The sequence below is a fragment of the Streptomyces sp. NPDC007157 genome (assembly GCF_040634235.1).
Taxonomy (GTDB): domain Bacteria; phylum Actinomycetota; class Actinomycetes; order Streptomycetales; family Streptomycetaceae; genus Streptomyces.
Map to the genome: position 1 here is coordinate 168,750 of NZ_JBEYFE010000011.1, position 17,059 is coordinate 185,808.

General features: G+C 72.5%; 13 protein-coding genes and 1 pseudogene. 11 read left to right on the forward strand and 3 right to left on the reverse strand.

The features are described from left to right. Positions 1-25 precede the first annotated feature (25 nt). Both ABZ642_RS21700 and ABZ642_RS21705 read left to right on the forward strand, forming a co-directional pair. Complete coding sequence (locus ABZ642_RS21700) at positions 26-1,063, forward strand: MerR family transcriptional regulator (protein WP_360486336.1); 1,038 nt, start codon at positions 26-28, stop codon at positions 1,061-1,063. A gap of 146 nt (positions 1,064-1,209) precedes the next feature. After that, positions 1,210-2,457, forward strand: a complete 1,248-nt coding sequence (locus ABZ642_RS21705) for an NAD(P)/FAD-dependent oxidoreductase (RefSeq protein ID WP_360486339.1) — start codon at positions 1,210-1,212, stop codon at positions 2,455-2,457. 98 nt (positions 2,458-2,555) lie between these two features. Here the strand turns inward: ABZ642_RS21705 and ABZ642_RS21710 are convergent, their stop codons facing one another. After that, positions 2,556-3,929, reverse strand: coding sequence for a deoxyribodipyrimidine photo-lyase (locus tag ABZ642_RS21710; protein WP_360486342.1), 1,374 nt, complete (start codon positions 3,927-3,929; stop codon positions 2,556-2,558). A gap of 74 nt (positions 3,930-4,003) precedes the next feature. After that, positions 4,004-5,533, reverse strand: coding sequence for an SDR family oxidoreductase (locus ABZ642_RS21715; protein WP_360486345.1), 1,530 nt, complete (start codon positions 5,531-5,533; stop codon positions 4,004-4,006). A 231-nt stretch (positions 5,534-5,764) separates the two neighbouring features. Between ABZ642_RS21715 and ABZ642_RS21720 the strand changes: the two genes are divergently transcribed. The 5 genes and pseudogenes from ABZ642_RS21720 (at position 5,765) to ABZ642_RS21740 (ending at position 9,632) form a co-directional block, all read left to right on the forward strand. Further along, entirely contained in the window at positions 5,765-5,932 is a 168-nt protein-coding gene (locus ABZ642_RS21720; RefSeq protein WP_360486349.1) for a hypothetical protein, read from the forward strand. A 273-nt stretch (positions 5,933-6,205) separates the two neighbouring features. Continuing rightward, positions 6,206-6,487, forward strand: a pseudogene (locus tag ABZ642_RS21725) (alcohol dehydrogenase catalytic domain-containing protein); the annotation flags it as partial. A gap of 436 nt (positions 6,488-6,923) precedes the next feature. Further along, positions 6,924-7,286 carry a bifunctional 3-phenylpropionate/cinnamic acid dioxygenase ferredoxin subunit gene (locus ABZ642_RS21730; protein WP_360486352.1) on the forward strand — a complete coding sequence of 121 codons (363 nt, stop codon included), beginning with the start codon at positions 6,924-6,926 and terminating at the stop codon, positions 7,284-7,286. After that, complete coding sequence (locus ABZ642_RS21735) at positions 7,283-8,446, forward strand: FAD-dependent oxidoreductase (protein WP_360486354.1); 1,164 nt, start codon at positions 7,283-7,285, stop codon at positions 8,444-8,446. The genes ABZ642_RS21730 and ABZ642_RS21735 overlap by 4 nt, the downstream gene beginning before the upstream one ends. 52 nt (positions 8,447-8,498) lie before the next feature. After that, a complete protein-coding gene (locus ABZ642_RS21740; RefSeq protein ID WP_360486357.1) occupies positions 8,499-9,632 on the forward strand; it encodes an aromatic ring-hydroxylating dioxygenase subunit alpha in 1,134 nt (377 codons plus the stop codon). A 72-nt stretch (positions 9,633-9,704) separates the two neighbouring features. Here ABZ642_RS21740 and ABZ642_RS21745 read toward each other — a convergent pair whose 3' ends face one another. Beyond that, positions 9,705-10,502 carry an IclR family transcriptional regulator gene (locus tag ABZ642_RS21745; protein ID WP_360486360.1) on the reverse strand — a complete coding sequence of 266 codons (798 nt, stop codon included), beginning with the start codon at positions 10,500-10,502 and terminating at the stop codon, positions 9,705-9,707. A gap of 150 nt (positions 10,503-10,652) precedes the next feature. Between ABZ642_RS21745 and betA the strand changes: the two genes are divergently transcribed. From betA to ABZ642_RS21765, 4 genes are all read left to right on the forward strand, one after another. Continuing rightward, on the forward strand, positions 10,653-12,323 hold the full coding sequence (betA, locus tag ABZ642_RS21750; RefSeq protein ID WP_360486363.1) for a choline dehydrogenase: 1,671 nt from the start codon (positions 10,653-10,655) through the stop codon (positions 12,321-12,323). Positions 12,324-12,431: 108 nt separating this feature from the next. Then, the gene (locus ABZ642_RS21755) at positions 12,432-13,901 is read left to right on the forward strand and encodes an aldehyde dehydrogenase family protein (protein WP_360486366.1); all 1,470 of its coding nucleotides are present in this window, start codon (positions 12,432-12,434) and stop codon (positions 13,899-13,901) included. A 19-nt stretch (positions 13,902-13,920) separates the two neighbouring features. Next, the gene (locus ABZ642_RS21760; protein WP_360486369.1) at positions 13,921-15,072 is read left to right on the forward strand and encodes a glycine betaine/L-proline ABC transporter ATP-binding protein; all 1,152 of its coding nucleotides are present in this window, start codon (positions 13,921-13,923) and stop codon (positions 15,070-15,072) included. Beyond that, on the forward strand, positions 15,072-17,045 hold the full coding sequence (locus tag ABZ642_RS21765; RefSeq protein WP_360486371.1) for an ABC transporter permease subunit: 1,974 nt from the start codon (positions 15,072-15,074) through the stop codon (positions 17,043-17,045). The genes ABZ642_RS21760 and ABZ642_RS21765 overlap by 1 nt, the downstream gene beginning before the upstream one ends. Positions 17,046-17,059 lie beyond the last annotated feature (14 nt).

Genomic DNA, 17,059 nt, shown 5'->3' on the forward strand with positions numbered 1-17,059 from the left:
GGTTCTGCGTCGTATAGTCGCTGCCATGAGTCAGCCATCCGCGTCCGGGGACTCCCCGCGAGGCGAGGCGCGGGACCGGCCCGGACGGTCCGCGAAGGCGGCGGACGTGCCCCTGACGACCGGGGCACTGGCCCGTCGGCTGGGGGTGTCGCCCACCACGCTCCGCTCCTGGGACCGCCGCTACGGCATCGGGCCCGCGGTCCGAGCCGACGGACGGCATCGCCGCTGGACCCCGCAGGACGTGGCCGTGCTCGAGGAGATGTGCCGGCTGACCTCGTCGGGGGTACCGCCGGCCGAGGCCGCCCGCGCCGCCAGGGAGACGGCCGATCCACCGCCGGGGACGGTCGGGACGACCGTGCGCCCGCCGGACCGCGGTCCTTCGCACGCGGCCGGCGCACTGTCGCTCGGCGACGTGCGCCAGGAATGCCGGGGCCTGGCCCGTGCGGCCGTACGGCTGGACGCCCCGGCCGTCGAGGAACTGCTGACCGCCGTCGTGGAGCAGTACGGCGTCGCCGTCGCCTGGCAGGAGGTGATGGTGCCGACCCTGCACGCCGTCGGACGCAAGTGGGTCTCGTCCGGCGACCGTTACGTCGAGGTCGAGCACCTGCTGTCCTGGCATGTCTCCACCGCCCTGCGCCGTCGCACCCCGCCGTCCGACCGGCAGGGCGCCGGACCCGTCGTCCTGGCCTGTGTGCCCGGCGAGCAGCACACCCTGCCGATCGAGGCGCTCAACGCCGGACTGGGCGAACTGCGCCTGCCCACCCGCATGTTCGGCGCCGCCGTCCCGGCGGAGGCACTCGCGGCGGCGGTGCGGCGGCTGGGCCCGTCGGCCGTGGTGCTGTGGGCGCAGGCGCGCTCCACGGCCAGCCTGCCGCTGGCCCGGCACGTCGCCGACACCCAGTGGGGGGTGAAGGGGGCGCGCCGCCGCCCCCTGGTCGTGCTGGGCGGACCCGGCTGGTCCGGCCCGTCGGTCCGCGGAATGCTCCGGCCGCCGAGCCTGCAGCACGCCCTCGACATCCTCTCCACCGCGTACCGGGAAGGACCGTCCGGCTCACCGGCCTGACGAGCACTTCCGGGGGAGGGCCGGGCAGCGGCCGCCGCATCCGGGGTACACGGGGGACGGGAAGTCATTCCCGCACGCGTGCGCCGTCGCGCACGGCCGACGCCGTCCGGGCCCCACCCGGCGGCCCGACAGCCGAGGGGCTCGACATGTCCGCGTCCGCCCGTACCCCCGACGTCCTCGTGATCGGCGCAGGCGTCGCCGGACTGGCCTGCGCCCGGGACCTGCTGGGTGCCGGACTCGACGTCCGGGTTCTGGAAGCGTCCGACGCGGTCGGCGGACGGATGCGCTCCGACCGGGTCGACGGCTTCCTCGTCGATCGCGGCTTCCAGGTCTTCAACACCTCGTATCCCCAGGTCCGCCGCCGTCTGTCGCTGCGCGCCCTCAGGCTCCGGCCGTTCACGCCCGGCTTCCTCGTCCACACCGGGGACGGCGGCCCGCTGCGCTTCGGCGACCCCACCCGGCGGCCCCGCACCCTGCCCGACCTGGTCACGGGGCGGGTCGCCGGCCCCCGCGACCTCGCGGCCCTCGCCCTGCTGTCGGCCCGGGACATGCTCGCCCCGGTACGGCTGGTGAAGCGGTCGCAGGACCGCACCACCCGTACCGCGCTGGCCGCCGCCGGATTCTCCGAGGACTTCGTCGAACGGTTCCTCCGGCCTTTCCTGTCGGGCGTGTTCCTGGAGGACGACCTGGAGACGTCCAGCCGGTTCTTCCACCTCGTCTGGCGCAGCATGCTGCGCGGCACCCTGTGCCTGCCGGCCGCCGGGATCGGCGCGGTGCCCGACGCGCTCGGCGCCGCCCTGCCCGGCGGGACGGTCCGGCTGGACACCCCCGTGACCGGCCTCACCGACGACGGCGCGGTCACGGCCGACGGCACCGAGGTGCCCGCACGTGCCGTGGTGGTGGCGACCGGCCCCGGCCCGGCCGCCGGCCTGCTCCCCGGCCTGGACGTCCCCGCCGGGCGGACGGTGACGACGTACTGCCACGTCGCCCCGCGCTCGCCGCTGGGCGAGCCCACCCTGCTCGTCGACGAGCGCCGCCGCTTCCTCAACACCTGCGTCCTCAGCGACGTGGTCCCGGGCCACGCGCCGGCCGGCTCCGCGCTCGTCGCCACCTCGGTCCTCGGCGCGGCCGCCGAGGGCCGGGAGCCGTCGGTGCGCGCGGCGCTGGCCGAGGCGTACGGCACCGACACCGCCGGCTGGGACCTGCTCACCACCCGCACGGTCCCGGACGCGCTGCCCGCCATGCCACCGCCGTGGCCGCTCACCCGTACCACACGGGTGAGCCCGGGCCGCCACGTATGCGGGGACCACCGCGCCACCGGCTCGGTCCAGGGCGCCCTCGCCTCCGGCGCACGCGCCGCCCGCGAGGTGGTGGCGGACCTGCACCGCCGATAGTCGGCCACCGGGGTCGGGGGCGGGCCGTCGCCGGCGGCCGGGAAGTGCGGGCCGAGCTGGTCGCCGAACAGTCAGTGGGGGGTCATGCGCGGGATCCTTCAGTCGCGGGCGCGAGCCCGCTTGAAGCGGGCGAGGCCTTCGGACAGCTCGACCACCGGGTCCGGGTAGTCGTCGAGACCGGCCCGGCCCGGCCCCCGCAGCTTCCAGGGCTCGTGCACCGCCGGGCCGTCGACCGCGGCGAGTTCGGGAACCCAGCGGCGGACGTACGCCCCGTCGGGGTCGTAGCGCCTGGCCTGGGTCACGGGGTTGAGGACGCGGTTGGGGCGGGTGTCGGTGCCGGTGCCCGCCATCCACTGCCAGTTGAGCTGGTTGTTGGCGACGTCGCCGTCGACCAGGAGGTCCAGGAAGTGGCGGGCGCCCACGCGCCAGTCGACGTACAGGGTCTTGGCGAGGAAACTCGCGGCCAGCAGGCGGCCCCGGTTGTGCATCCAGCCCTCGTGGCGCAGCTGGCGCATCGCCGCGTCGATCACCGGGTATCCGGTGCGTCCCTCCTTCCATGCCTCGATGTCCTCGCGCGCGGCGTACGCGGAGCGCCAGTGGTCACGCTTGGTCCGGTAGTCGGCCGTGGCGGCCGCGGGCCGGGCGGCGAGCACCTGGCGGTGGAAGTCACGCCAGGCGATCTGCCGGACGAAGGCCTCGGCGCCGGGCCCGCCCGCCCCGCGTGCCCGGTGGACCAGTTCGACGGGGGAGAGCGTCCCGAAGTGCAGATGGGGCGAGAGCCGGGAGGTGGCGTCGCCCGCCAGATCGTCGTGACGGTCCTCGTACGCGCCGATCCCGTCGCGCAGCCAGGCGGACATGCGCCTGCGGCCCACCGTCTCCCCGCCGGCCGCCAGGCCCTCGGACACTCCGGAGAGGGCCGCGCGGGTGGGCAGGTCCTCGGAGCCGACCCCGTCCGGGACCCGCACGGTGCGCGGCGCGGCCAGCGCGTCCCGCAGCCGCACTCCGGACCACTGGCGGAAGTACGGGGTGAAGACGGCGAAGTGGTCCGAGGAGGCCGGGGTGAGGTCGCCGGGCGTCACGGCGGTGGTCACGGTGTCGTGCACGTGCAGCCGCCGCCCCTCCGGCTCCAGTGCCCGGCGCAGCCGCCGTTCCCGCAGCTGGGCGTAGGCGCTGACGTCGCCGGCCAGGTGGACTTCGTCGGCGTCCGTCTCGGCGGCCACCTTGCACACCTCCTCGACGACGTCGCCCGAGCGCACCACCAGCCGCCCGCCCCGCTCGCGCAGACCGCCGTCGAGATCCCGCAGGCAGTCGGCGAGGAAGGCCATCCGGTTGGGCACGGCGAACCCGGCGTCCATGACGCCCGTGTCGCGTACGAACAGCGGGACCACCTCGCGGGCCTCGCCGGCCGCCCGCAGCGGTGGATGGTCGTGCAGGCGCAGGTCGGCGGTGAACAGGACGACCGAGACGTTCATGATGCTTCTCCGGAGTCGAATGGCGGGCGGCCGGCGAGGTACTTCCGGGCCGGCCGGCCCCGCGGACGCGGCCGTCATCCGCGGGGCGTGAATTCCCTCGTGGGGGCGAGCGGGGTGCGGGCCGCGGCGAGCGCGATGTTGCGGGCCATGCCGCCGAACACAAGCGTGTGGAAGGGGCAGACACTCCACCAGTAGGCGTGGCCGAGCAGCCCGTGCGGATGGAACATGGCCCGCTGGCGGTAGCGGGTACGGCCCCCGGGGTCCGTGTCGGCGTACATCTCCAGCCAGGCGAGACCCGGCAGCCGCATCTCGGCCCGCAGCCGCAGCAGACGGCCGGGCACGATCTCCTCCACCCGCCAGAAGTCCAGCGAGTCGCCGACCCGCAGCCGTGCCGCGTCCCGCCGCCCCCGGCGCAGCCCCACCCCGCCCACCAGCCGGTCCAGGCCGCCCCGCACCGCCCAGGCCAGCGGGAAGGAGTACCAGCCGTTCTCCCCGCCGATCCCCTCGATCACCCGCCACAGGGCCTCCCGCGAGGCGTCCACGGTCAGCTCCCGCCGGTCCGTGTACAGGCTGCCGCCCGCCCAGTCGGGATCGGTGGGCAGCGGGTCGCTGGGCGCGCCCGGCACCGACGCCGACGACCAGCGGGTGGTCACCTGCGCGTCCTGGATGCGCTGCAGGGCCAGCCGTACCGCCTCGTCGAAGCCGAACGGATGCCCGGGCGGGTCCGGCACGTACCGTGCGATGTCGTGCTCGTGGCAGACGACCTCGTGGCGCAGCGACTCGGTCAGCGGCCGGGCGATCGACGCGGGGACCGGGGTGACCAGCCCGACCCAGTGACTGGACAGGCCGGGGGTCAGCACCGGCACGGGGAAGATGACCCGGCGGGGCAGTCCGGCGACCGCCGCGTACCGCAGCATCATGTCGCGGTAGGTCAGGACGTCCGGCCCGCCGATGTCGAAGGCACGGCTGACGCCGGCCGGCATCCGGGCGCTGCCGACGAGATACCGCAGCACGTCCCGGACCGCCACGGGCTGGATGCGGGTGCGCACCCAGCTGGGCGTGATCATGACGGGCAGACGCTCGGTGAGGTAGCGCAGCATCTCGAAGGAGACGGAGCCCGAACCGATGACGACCGCGGCCCGCAGCACGGTCGTGGGCACCCCGGAGTCCAGCAGGATCCGGCCCACCTCGGCCCGCGACCGCAGATGCGGCGACAACTCGGATTCCGGCACGCCCGACGGCGTCAGACCGCCGAGGTAGACGACGCGCCGTACCCCCGCGGCCCGGGCCGCCGCGCCGAAGATCCGCGCCGCCTTCCGGTCCGTCGCCTCGAAGTCGTCGCCGCTGCCCAGCGCGTGCACCAGGTAGTAGGCCACGTCGACGCCCCGCATGGCCTCGGCGACGTCGGCGGCGTCGGTGACGTCGCCCCGCACCACCTCCGCCCGCCCGGCCCACGGGTGGTCGCGCAGCTTTTCGGGGGAGCGCGCCAGACAGCGCACCCGGTGGCCCTCGGCGAGCAGCTCCGGCACCAGCCTGCCGCCGATGTATCCGGTCGCCCCGGTCACCAGGCAGCGCGGGCCGGGGGCGTGGTCGTCAGCGTTCATCAGCTCTGCGTCCTCCGCGTCGGCCCCCTGGAGATCACTTCCCCTTGTGCCGCCGTTTCGGATGCGGCGGGTTCCATGGTCTGCCCGTCGGCGGCCACGGTCGACCGGGGGCGGCGCACGGCGGGCGCCCGCGCGGACTCCTTGGGCATGTCCGCGCCGATCGCGGGCAGACGAACCGCAGGACAGGGGCCGGATCCGGCCGGAGGAAGGACGCTGGAGGTGTCTGCCACCATGAGCGCGAAGGTGTTGGAACGTTTTCCCGCCGGAGCTCCGCGGGGATCGTGGCCGGCGGAGGAGTACGCGGCGGAGCGCCGCGCCGCGGGCGAGGCCGCGACGGTCGTGATGGATCTGCGGACCGACGCCTTCCTGGTCGTGGTCCCCGGCCCGGACGACGACTGACTTCCCGGTCACCAGCCGGCTCACGATCGGTTCGGTGGTGAAACGACTCCGCCACCGGTCCCCACGGCGCCGTCTGCCGCGCCGTCAGATCCCGGCGCCGGCCGTCCTGTCCCGCGCGTCGGTCTCCCGGGCCGGCGGGGGCCGCGGGAGCGTACGAAGGCGACGGCGGTGTCCTTGACCGTCGCTTCGGGCTCCGCGATGCTGTGTTGCGATACATGAGATGCGTGTCGTCATGGGCAACGTCTCGCCCCCTCTGCCAGTCGAGGAGCGGCCATGTCGCAGCAGGTCCGTGCCGTCGTCGCGCGGAGCGAGGGTGCCCCCGTCCGCATGGGGGCGATCGTGGTGCCCGATCCCGGCCCCGGCCCCGGCGAGGCGCTGGTCAAGGTCGAGGCCCGCGGGGCCTGCCACACCGATCCGCACCACCGCGAGGGCGGGATCAGCGACGACTTCCCGTTCCTGCTGGGACACCAGGCGGCGGGTGTCGTCGAGGCGGTCGGCGACGGAGTCACCGACGTGGCACCCGGCGACTTCGTCATCCTCAACCGGCGGGCCGTGTGGCTGCTCGGCCTCGACCATGACGACTTCGTCACCGAGACCATCGCCCTGGACGAGGTCGAGAAGGCCTTCGAGCGGATGAGCCACGGTGACGTCCTGAACTCGGTGGTGCTCCTGTGACGACCCGGGAGCGGATCGACCGCGGTCTCTGACCGGCCCCCTCCGCGGGCGGTCTCCGACCGCCCCCCGCGACGACGCGGCCCTGCCTCGGTGCCGGAACCTTCCACGGCACCGAGGCAGGGCCGCGTCGTCGCGCTCCAAGGGACGCCTGTTTTCCCTGTTCACCCTTGCTTTCGGGGGCACTTCGGCAGGCCCGGGGATCCACCGTCGCGGCCCGCGCAAACCGGCGGGTGAACGCCTTGACAACGCTTCGGAACCGCCCCCAGACTGACGTTGCGCTCATCGCAATCCGTTTCGCTATACGCACCGAGGTGTCATGATGATTCCCGCGTGCCGTCTCGCGGATCTGCCGCGAGGCGAGGCCCACCGGCTCGATATCGACCCGCCCGTCTCGGTGTTCCACACCGAGGACGGCGAGCTCTTCGCCATCGACGACACGTGCACCCACCAGGACGCCTCGCTCGCCGACGGCTGGTTGGAGGGCCGCGAGGTCGAATGCCCCCTGCACGCCTCCAAGTTCGACCTGCTGACCGGCGCCGTGGACGCACCCCCGGCCAAGCGTCCGGTCCGCACCCACGAGGTCGTCGTCGAGGACGGCACGGTCTACGTCCGGCTCTCCGCCGACGCCCCCAACCTGCCGCCGTGCGTCGCCGCCCGGCTCGCCGGGGGCGCGGCGTGAGGACGGTCGCCGTGGTGGGCGCCTCGCTGGCCGGACTCTCGGCCGCGCGCTCGCTGCGGCAGCGGGGGTACGACGGCCGGTTGGTCGTCATCGGCGACGAGCCCCATCGCCCGTACGACAGGCCGCCGTTGTCCAAGGAGTTCCTGGCCGGCACCCTCGGCGAGGCGGACCTGGCGCTGGAGCGGGACGACGAGGAACTCCGTGCGGAGTGGCTGCTCGGGGCGCGCGCCACCGGGCTGGACCGCGCCGGGCGGGCGATCCGGCTCGCCGACGGCCGGGAGGTCCGCGCCGACGGCGTGGTCGTCGCGACCGGCGCCGCCGCCCGTACCCTGCCCGGCACCGAGGGCCTCGCCGGGGTCCATGTGCTGCGCACTCTCGACGACGCCCGCGGCCTGCGGGACGACCTCGCCCGGGGTGGCCGACTGGTGGTGATCGGCGGCGGGTTCGTCGGCGCCGAGGTCGCGTCCACGGCGTACGCCCTCGGGCTGGACGTGACCGTGATCGAGGCGGCGCCGACCCCGCTGGCCGGACCGCTCGGCCCGGCCATGGGCGCCGTCGTCTCGGCCCTCCACGCCGACCACGGTGTACGGCTGTTGTGCGGGGTCGGGGTGAAGGGGCTGAGCGGCGAGCGCCAGGTGTCGGCGGTTCTCCTGGAGGACGGCCGCAGTGTGCCCGCCGACACCGTCGTCGTCGGTGTGGGGGCGCGGCCCTGCGTCGAGTGGCTGGAGGGCTCCGGCGTCGCGCTCGACAACGGCGTGAAGTGCGGCGCCGACGGGCGGACCAGTGTGGCCGGGGTGGTCGCCGTGGGCGACTGCGCCAACTGCTACGACCCGCACACCGGCGGCCATCGCAGGGTCGAGCACTGGACCGGCGCGCTGGAACGGCCGGCCGCCGCCGTCGCCGCGCTCCTCGCGTACGGCGCGACACAACCGGGTGTCCCCAGGCCCCCGTACTTCTGGTCCGACCAGTACGGCGTGAAGATCCAGTTCGTCGGGCACGCCGCCGGGGCCGACGAGGTGACGGTCGAGGAGGGCTCGACCGACGACCGCAGCTTCCTCGCCGTCTACCGGCGCGCGGGCCGGCCGGTCGCCGTGCTCGGGATGAACCAGCCGCGGCTGTTCACCCGCCTGCGCAAGCAGTTCGGCACCACCGCGTCCTGACCCGGCGCCCGCGCCGTCCCACCGACCCACGACGTTCTCCGAGGAGTGCACCGTGACCTCGACCAGCCTGCCGGACAGCCTGATCGCCACCCTCCCCGGTTCCGCCTACACGGATCCCGGCATCTTCGCCCAGGAACAGGAGCGCATCTTCGAGACGATGTGGTTCTGCGTCGCGCGCGCGGCGGACCTGCCGAAGCCCGGCGCGTTCCGCACGGTGGACGTGGGCCGTGAGAGCATCCTCGTCACCCGGGCCCGGGACGGGTCGGTCCGTGCCTACTTCAACGTCTGCCGGCACCGCGGGGCCAAGCTGTGCACCGAGGACACCGGCGAGGTCAGGCGCGCCTTCCAGTGCCCGTACCACGCCTGGACCTACGACCTGGACGGCAAGCTGGTGGCGGCACCCAACCTCACCAAGATGCCCGACGTCGGCCGCACCGAGTACGGCCTGGTGGGCGTGGCCGTGCGGGAATGGCTGGGCTATGTGTGGGTGTGCCTCGCGGAGGACCCGCCCTCCTTCGAGGAGGACGTGCTGGGGGCCGTCGTCGAGCGGCTGGGCGACACCGCGTCGATCGAGCACTACGACATCGACCACCTCGCGGTGGGCCGGCGGATCGTCTACGACGTGCGGGCCAACTGGAAGCTCATCGTCGAGAACTTCATGGAGTGCTACCACTGCGCCACCATCCACCCCGAACTCACCGAGGTGCTGCCGGAGTTCGCCGACGGCTACGCGGCGCAGTACTACGTGGGCCACGGCGCCGAGTTCGGCGCGGACGTGCAGGGCTTCACCGTCGACGGTTCCGAGGGGCTGGACCGCATCCCCTCGGTCGCCGCGGACCAGGACCGGCGGTACTACGCGATCACCGTGAAACCGCAGGTGTTCATCAACCTCGTGCCCGACCACGTGATCTTCCACCGGATGTACCCGGTGGCCGTCGACCGGACGGTCGTCGAGTGCGACTGGCTCTACCTTCCGCACGTCGTGGAGAGCGGCAAGGACGTCAGCCGGTCCGTGGAGCTCTTCGACCGGGTCAACCGCCAGGACTTCGACGCCTGCGAGCGCACCCAGCCCGGGATGAGCTCACGGCTGTACGCCAAGGGCGGTGTGCTGGTGCCCAGCGAGCACCACATCGGTGCCTTCCACGACTGGGTCCACGAGCGGCTCGGTACCCGGCAGCCGGAATGAAGCGGCGAGAGCGGTGCCCGTGGCCCGCGCGGCACGCGGACGCGGGCCGTACGGCGGTCGTCAGCGGGGCGCTCAGCCCAGGTACCCCATGCGGTGGCTGATCTCGTGCGCACCCTTGACCAGCACCGGAGCCAGCTCGTGCATACGCTCCTCGGTGAACCGGTAGGACGGTCCGGAGGCGCTGATCGACGCGATGACCTTGCCCTCCCGGTCCCGGATCGGCGCGGCCACGGCGTGCAGCCCGATCTCCAGCTCCTCCAGCGTCCAGGCGTAACCGCGCTCCCGGGCCTCGGCGAGGTTCTTCTCCAGCTTCGCCTTCGTGGCGATGGTGTGCGGGGTGAGCTTCTTCAGGCCCCCGTCCGAGATCAGCGCGGCCCGTTCCTTCGCCGGCAGATGGGCCAGCATGATCTTGCCGCTGGAGGTGGCGTGCAACGGGGTCAGCTGGCCCACCCAGTTGTGCGCGGTGACGGCGGCCGTACCGCGTACCTGGTAGAGGTTGATCGCGTAGTGCTCCTGCATCACCGCGATGTTGACCGTCTCGCCGATCTCCTCGGCCAGCCGCTCGCACACCTGCCGGCCCTGCTGGGTGACGTCGATACGCCCGGTGACGGCGCCCGCCAGCCGGACGATGCCGAACCCCAGCGCGTACTTGCCCCTCTCGCCCGCCTGTTCCACCAGTCCGCGCGCCTCCAGGGCGCCGAGCAGGCGGAACGCGGTCGACTTGTGTACCTCGATCTCGGCGGCCACCTCGCTCACGCCCGCCTCTCCGCGCTGGGCGAGGATCTCCAGGACGCTGATGGCGCGGTCGACGGACTGTACGCCGCCGGAGGATGAGCCGTTCGTTTCTGTGTCCGGACTGTAGTTGCTCATAGCGGAACTATACGCGGAGTAAACAACAGCACCCAAGAAACGAGATGTGAACAAAGATCTTACAAGTTGCGTTGTTCGCAACCTAGTGCGCATAGCGATACCCGTACTAGCATGCCGCGCACATCGACGGCGCGAGCGAGACGAGGCACGATGGCTCCCTTGCAGTACGACTTCGTCATCGTCGGCGGCGGATCGGCCGGCAGCGCACTGGCGAACCGGCTCTCGGCCGATCCCGGCAACCGGGTGCTGGTGCTGGAGGCGGGCCGCCCGGACTACCCGTGGGACGTGTTCATCCATATGCCCGCGGCGTTGACGTACCCCATCGGAAGCCGTTTCTACGACTGGAAGTACGAGTCCGAGCCGGAGCCCCACATGGGCGGCCGTCGTGTCTACCACGCCCGCGGCAAGGTGCTGGGCGGCTCCAGCAGCATCAACGGCATGATCTTCCAGCGCGGCAACCCCATGGACTACGAGCGCTGGGCCGCCGATCCCGGCATGAAGACCTGGGACTACGCCCACTGCCTGCCGTACTTCCGCCGGATGGAGAACTGCCTGGCCGCCGACCCCGACGACGAGTTCCGTGGCCACGACGGACCGCTCGTGCTGGAACGCGGCCCGGCCGAAGGCCCGCTCTTCTCCGCCTTCCTGAAGGCCACCGAGGAGGCGGGCTACGCGCCCACCGACGACGTCAACGGCTACCGGCAGGAGGGCTTCGCGAAGTTCGACCGCAACGTGCACCGCGGCCGGCGGCTTTCCGCGTCCAAGGCGTACCTCAAGCCCGCCAGGAAACGGCCCAACCTCACCGTGAAGACCCGCGCCCTCGTCACCCGCGTCCTCTTCGAGGGGAAGAAGGCCGTCGGCGTCGAGTACCGGCGCGGCAGGGGCGTCCTCCGGCAGGTCCGGGCCGCCGAGGTCATCCTGTGCGGCGGCGCCGTCAACTCCCCGCAACTGCTCCAGCTTTCCGGCGTCGGCAACGCCGAGGAGCTGCGTGCCCTCGGCGTCGACGTCGTCCACGACCTGCCGGGCGTCGGCGAGAACCTCCAGGACCACCTGGAGGTGTACATCCAGTACGCCTGCAAGCAGCCCGTCTCCGTACAGCCGTACCTGGCGAAGTGGCGGGCCCCCTTCATCGGCCTGCAGTGGCTGTTCCGCAAGGGGCCGGCCGCGACCAACCACTTCGAGGCCGGCGGCTTCTGCCGCAGCAACGAGGAGGTGGACTACCCCAACCTGATGTTCCACTTCCTGCCCGTCGCGGTCCGCTACGACGGCTCCGTGCCCGCCGGCGGCCACGGCTACCAGGTCCATGTCGGGCCCATGTACTCCGACGCTCTCGGCTCGGTGAAGATCCGGAGCAAGGACCCGCGCGAACACCCGGCGCTGCGCTTCAACTACCTCTCCACCGAGCAGGACCGCCGCGAGTGGGTCGAGGCGGTCCGGGTGGCCCGCGAGCTGCTCAACCAGCCCGCACTCGCCCCCTACAACGACGGGGAGATCTCGCCCGGCCCGTCCGTGGCCACGGACGAGGAGATCCTCGCCTGGGTCGCCAAGGACGGCGAGACCGCCCTGCACCCGTCCTGCACCTGCAAGATGGGCACGGACGCGATGTCCGTCGTCGACCCGCTGACCCTGCGGGTGCACGGAGTGGACGGACTGCGCGTGGTGGACGCCTCGGTGATGCCGTACGTCACCAACGGCAACATCTACGCCCCGGTCATGATGATCGCCGAGAAGGCGGCCGACCTCATCCTCGGCAAGGAGCCGCTGCCGCCGTCCGATGCCGTCTACTACCGGCACCGCGACGCCCGGAAAGAGGCCGGGTAGCGCACTCTGCCCGGACTCTTGACGGCGGTCGGTCCGTTCGTCAGGGTGTTCCACCAAAAGCAATCCAATGCACAATGCGCAACGAATTCGGGCTCGAAGGGCGCGGCCGTGGCAGATCTGTATGTGGATGGTGAATGGCGTGCGGCGGAGGCCGGCGGCCGGCGCGAGATCCGCTGTCCGGCGGACGGCACCCTCGTCGCCACGGTCTCGGAGGCGACCCGCCCCGACACCGAGGCCGCGATCACCGCGGCCCGGCGCGCCTTCGACGACGGACCCTGGCCGCACACCCCCGAGCGGGAGCGCGGCGCGCTGCTGCTGCGCACCGCCGGCATCATCGAGCGCGACGCCAAGGAGTTCGCCCGCGCCGAGTCCCTCGACACCGGCAAACGCCTGGTGGAGAGCGAGTACGACATCGCCGACGTCGTCTCCTGTTTCCGCTACTACGGAGGCATCGCCGGCACCAGCGCCGGGCGGGTGGTCGACACCGGCCGCGACGACGCGCTCAGCCGGGTCACCTACGAGCCCGTCGGCGTCTGCGGCCTGATCACCCCCTGGAACTACCCTCTCCTGCAGGCCTCCTGGAAGGTCGCCCCGGCCCTGCTCGCCGGCAACACCGTCGTCCTCAAGCCCAGTGAGCTCACCCCCTCCACCTCGATCCTGCTGATGAAGGCGCTGGAGGAGGCGGGCCTCCCGGCCGGAGCCGCCAACCTGGTGCTGGGTGCCGGCCCCGAGGCGGGCGCGCCGCTCGCCGAGCACCCGGCCGTCGACATGGTGTCGTTCACCGGCGGACTGCACACCGGCCGGCGCCTCATGGCCACCGCCGCCGCCACGGTGAAGAAGGTCGCCCTCGAACTCGGTGGCAAGAACCCCAACGTGGTCTTCGCCGACGCCGACTTCGCCACCGCCGTCGACTTCGCGCTCACCGCCGTCTTCCTGCACTCCGGGCAGGTCTGCTCGGCCGGTGCCCGGCTCATCGTCGAGGACTCGGTCCACGACGCCTTCGTGGACGAGGTCGTGCGCCGAGCCCAACTCATCCGCCTGGGCGGCCCCTTCGACCCCGAGGCCGAGACCGGGGCGCTGATCTCGGCACAGCACCGCGAGAAGGTCGAGGCGTATGTGGCCGCGGGCCTCGCCGAGGGCGCCGTACTGCGCTGCGGCGGCGCGCGCCCCGACGATCCCGCGCTGGCGAACGGCTTCTACTACCCGCCCACCGTCCTCGACGAGTGCCGGCAGGACATGCGGGTGGTGCACGAGGAGTCCTTCGGGCCCGTGCTCACCGTGGAGCGCTTCCAGGGCGAGGACGACGCCGTCCGCATCGCCAACGACACGGAGTACGGCCTCGCCGGAGCCGTCTGGACGCAGGAAGCGGGCAAGGCCCAGCGGGTCGCCCGCAGGCTGCGCCACGGCACCGTGTGGATCAACGACTACCACCCCTATGTGCCGCAAGCGGAATGGGGTGGCTTCGGGCACTCGGGCGTGGGCCGCGAGCTGGGACCGACCGGCCTGGACGAGTACCGAGAGCCCAAGCACGTCTGGCAGAACATCCAACCCCGGCCGCAGCACTGGTTCCGCGGCTGACGGCGAAAAGAGGCCGACCATGACCCCAGCCCAGACCGAGGTGTCGCAGCGGCGCGACTCGTCCCAGGACCCCGGGGACCGCACCCCGGTCATCTCCGTGCGCCGGCTGTGGAAGGTGTTCGGGCCGAAGGCCGACCAGGTGCCGGGCTCCGAGGAGCTGTGCGGGCTGACCCGCCGCGAACTGATGGACCGCACCGGCTGCACCGCCGCCGTACGGGACGTGAGCTTCGAGGTGTCGCCCGGCGAGGTCTTCGTCGTCATGGGCCTGTCCGGGTCCGGCAAGTCCACCCTGGTGCGATGTCTGACCCGGCTGATCGAACCCACCGCCGGCGAGGTCGTGTTCGAGGGCGAGGACATCCGGGGCGCCGACGCCCGGCGGCTGCGGGAGCTGCGGCGCAGCAAGTTCTCCATGGTCTTCCAGCACTTCGGTCTGCTGCCGCACCGCAAGGTCGTCGAGAACGTGGCGTTCGGCCTGGAGATCCGGGGCATGAGCCGGGCCGAACGGACCAGGAGGGCCATGGAGGTCGTCGAACTGGTGGGCCTCGCCGGATACGAGAACTCCTACCCCGACCAGCTCTCCGGCGGTATGCAGCAGCGCGTCGGCCTCGCGCGCGCCCTGGCCGGCGACCCCGACGTCCTCTTCTTCGACGAGCCGTTCTCCGCGCTCGATCCGCTGATCCGCCGTGACATGCAGAGCGAGGTCATCCGCCTGCACCACGAGGTCGGCAAGACCATGGTGTTCATCACCCACGACCTCTCCGAGGCGCTGAAACTCGGCGACCGCATCCTGATCATGCGGGACGGCAGGATGGTCCAGTGCGGCACCGGCGACGAACTCGTCGGCGCCCCCGCGGACGACTACGTACGGGACTTCGTCAAGGACGTGCCGCGCGGCGACGTCCTCACCCTGCGCTGGATCATGCGGCCGGCCACCCCGGAAGACGCCCTGGACGGACCCGAGTTGGGCCCGGAGGTGGTGGTCCGCGAGGCCACCCGGGCGGTGCTCGCGGCCGAGAAGCCGGTCAAGGTCGTCGAGAACGGCAAACTGCTCGGCATCGTCGGCGACGAGGAGATCCTCGCCGTCGTCGCGGGAGCCGTCGGTGCCGGAGCAAGTGGTGCCGGAGCAGCCCGTGCCGGAGCCGTCGTCGCGGGACAGGAAGGCGGCGCGTGATGGCCGCCGTCGCCGACGCGGCCGCGCCCGTCGCCACCCTGCGCCACAAGGTGAGCCGCTCCATGGTGGTGGCGGCGATCCTGGTCGTCTGGCTGGTGCTCTTCACCGTGCTGCGCGGCCGGCAGACGCTCGACCTGGCCGCCGCCGACCTCACCGGACTGCACCGCCGGCTGAACGACGTCAACGACAGCATCGGCGCCAACCGCAACTCCAACTGGGTCTTCCTCTACTTCTTCAACGAGATCCGGCTGGTCATCGACAACCTGGTGACCTTCGTCCAGTCGCTGATCTCCCAGCCCGCCGGCTCCCGCCCGGTTCCGCAGATCGGCTGGCTCGGCGTCGTCGGCCTCGCCGGTTACGTGTCCTGGGTCGTGGGCAACTGGCGGGTCGCGCTGCTGGCCGCGGCCGGCTTCACCTTCTTCGGGCTCCAGGGCCTGTGGCAGGAGAGCATGGACACCCTGGCGCTGACCCTGTCGGCGGTCCTGGTGGCCCTGCTCATCGGCATCCCGCTGGGCGTCTGGGCCGGACTCTCCGACCGGTTCAACCGGATCATGACGCCCTTCCTGGACTTCATGCAGACGATGCCGACCTTCGTCTACCTCGCCCCGCTGACCCTGATCTTCCTCATCGGCGGGGCCTCCGCGGTGATCACCACGGTGATCTACGCGGCACCGCCCGCCATCCGTATCACCGCGCACGCGATCCGCTCGGTCCCCGAGACCACCGTCGAGGCGGCCGACTCGCTCGGCGCGACCCGGACACAGCAACTGCTGAAGGTGCTGCTGCCGATGTCCCGGCGCACGGTGGTCATGGGCGTCAACCAGACGATCATGGCCGCCCTGGCCATGGTCACCATCGCCGCCTTGATCGACGCGCCCGGCCTCGGCAAGACCGTCGTCCAGGCCCTGCAGTCCCTCGACGTCGGCACCGCCTTCAACGCCGGACTCGCCATCGTCGTCATGGCCATCGTGCTCGACCGGGTCACCACGGCGGCGGCCGCCCGCACCCAAGTCCGCCGCGCCGACGGCCCGTTCCTCAAGTGGCGCCGCCCCTTGCCGGCGGCCGGCGGCATCGTGGCCGCCGTCCTGGTGTACCTCTCCCACACCTACGTCTGGGCGGCCGAGTTCCCCGGTGACGGCACCGTCGGCACCCACATCGCGAGTGCCGCCGACACGGCGACCACCTGGCTCCAGGACCATCTCTCCGGCCTGACCAACGCCCTGCGGGACGCCCTCACCAACGGCCTGCTCAACCCGTTCCAGACGCTGCTCACCGACTCCCCGTGGTGGCTCGTCGGCGCCATCCTGGTCGCGCTCGGCGCGGTCCTCGGTGGCCGGCGGGCCGGGGTGACGGCGGCCGTGTGCGTCGGGCTGCTGGTCGGCACGGGCCTGTGGTCGGACAGCATGACCACGCTCGCCTCGACCGCCGTGGCCACCGTCCTGGTGATGCTGCTCGGTGCTGTCGTCGGCGTGTGGATGGGCCGTAGCGCGCCGGCGGACCGGTTGATCCGGCCCGCCCTGGACGCCGCCCAGGTCATGCCGCCCTTCGTCTATCTCGTGCCGTTCCTGGCGCTCTTCGGCGCCACCCGCTTCACCGCGATCGTCGCGGCCGTCGTCTACGCGGCCCCCGTAGCGATCAAGATCATCGCGGACGGGGTGCGGAACGTCCCCGAGTCCACCGTGGAGGCGGCCACCTCGGCCGGGTGCAGCACCTGGCAGATCATCACCAAGGTCCAGCTGCCGATGGCACGCGGCGCCCTGACCCTCGCGACCAACCAGGGCCTGATCTACGTGCTGTCGATGGTTGTGGTGGGCGGCCTGGTAGGCGCGGGCGCCCTCGGCTACGACGTCGTGGCCGGTTTCTCGCAGGGCGAGTTGTACGGCAAGGGGCTGGCGGCGGGGCTCGCCATCGTCCTGCTCGGAGTCATGTTCGACCGGATCACTCAGGCTGCGGCGCGACGCACCCGGGCATAAGGAGCACCGACACC

Excerpts from the sequence above, each read along its gene's own strand:
- ABZ642_RS21700 (WP_360486336.1), top strand. The coding sequence starts at position 26 with ATGAGTCAGCCATCCGCGTCCGGGGACTCCCCGCGAGGCGAGGCGCGG.
- ABZ642_RS21720 (WP_360486349.1), top strand. The coding sequence starts at position 5,765 with ATGAGCGCGAAGGTGTTGGAACGTTTTCCCGCCGGAGCTCCGCGGGGA.
- betA (WP_360486363.1), top strand. The coding sequence starts at position 10,653 with ATGGCTCCCTTGCAGTACGACTTCGTCATCGTCGGCGGCGGATCGGCC.
- ABZ642_RS21730 (WP_360486352.1), top strand. The coding sequence starts at position 6,924 with ATGATGATTCCCGCGTGCCGTCTCGCGGATCTGCCGCGAGGCGAGGCC.
- ABZ642_RS21710 (WP_360486342.1), bottom strand. The coding sequence starts at position 3,929 with ATGAACGTCTCGGTCGTCCTGTTCACCGCCGACCTGCGCCTGCACGAC.
- ABZ642_RS21715 (WP_360486345.1), bottom strand. The coding sequence starts at position 5,533 with ATGAACGCTGACGACCACGCCCCCGGCCCGCGCTGCCTGGTGACCGGG.
- ABZ642_RS21745 (WP_360486360.1), bottom strand. The coding sequence starts at position 10,502 with ATGAGCAACTACAGTCCGGACACAGAAACGAACGGCTCATCCTCCGGC.
- ABZ642_RS21705 (WP_360486339.1), top strand. The coding sequence starts at position 1,210 with ATGTCCGCGTCCGCCCGTACCCCCGACGTCCTCGTGATCGGCGCAGGC.
- ABZ642_RS21765 (WP_360486371.1), top strand. The coding sequence starts at position 15,072 with ATGGCCGCCGTCGCCGACGCGGCCGCGCCCGTCGCCACCCTGCGCCAC.
- ABZ642_RS21760 (WP_360486369.1), top strand. The coding sequence starts at position 13,921 with ATGACCCCAGCCCAGACCGAGGTGTCGCAGCGGCGCGACTCGTCCCAG.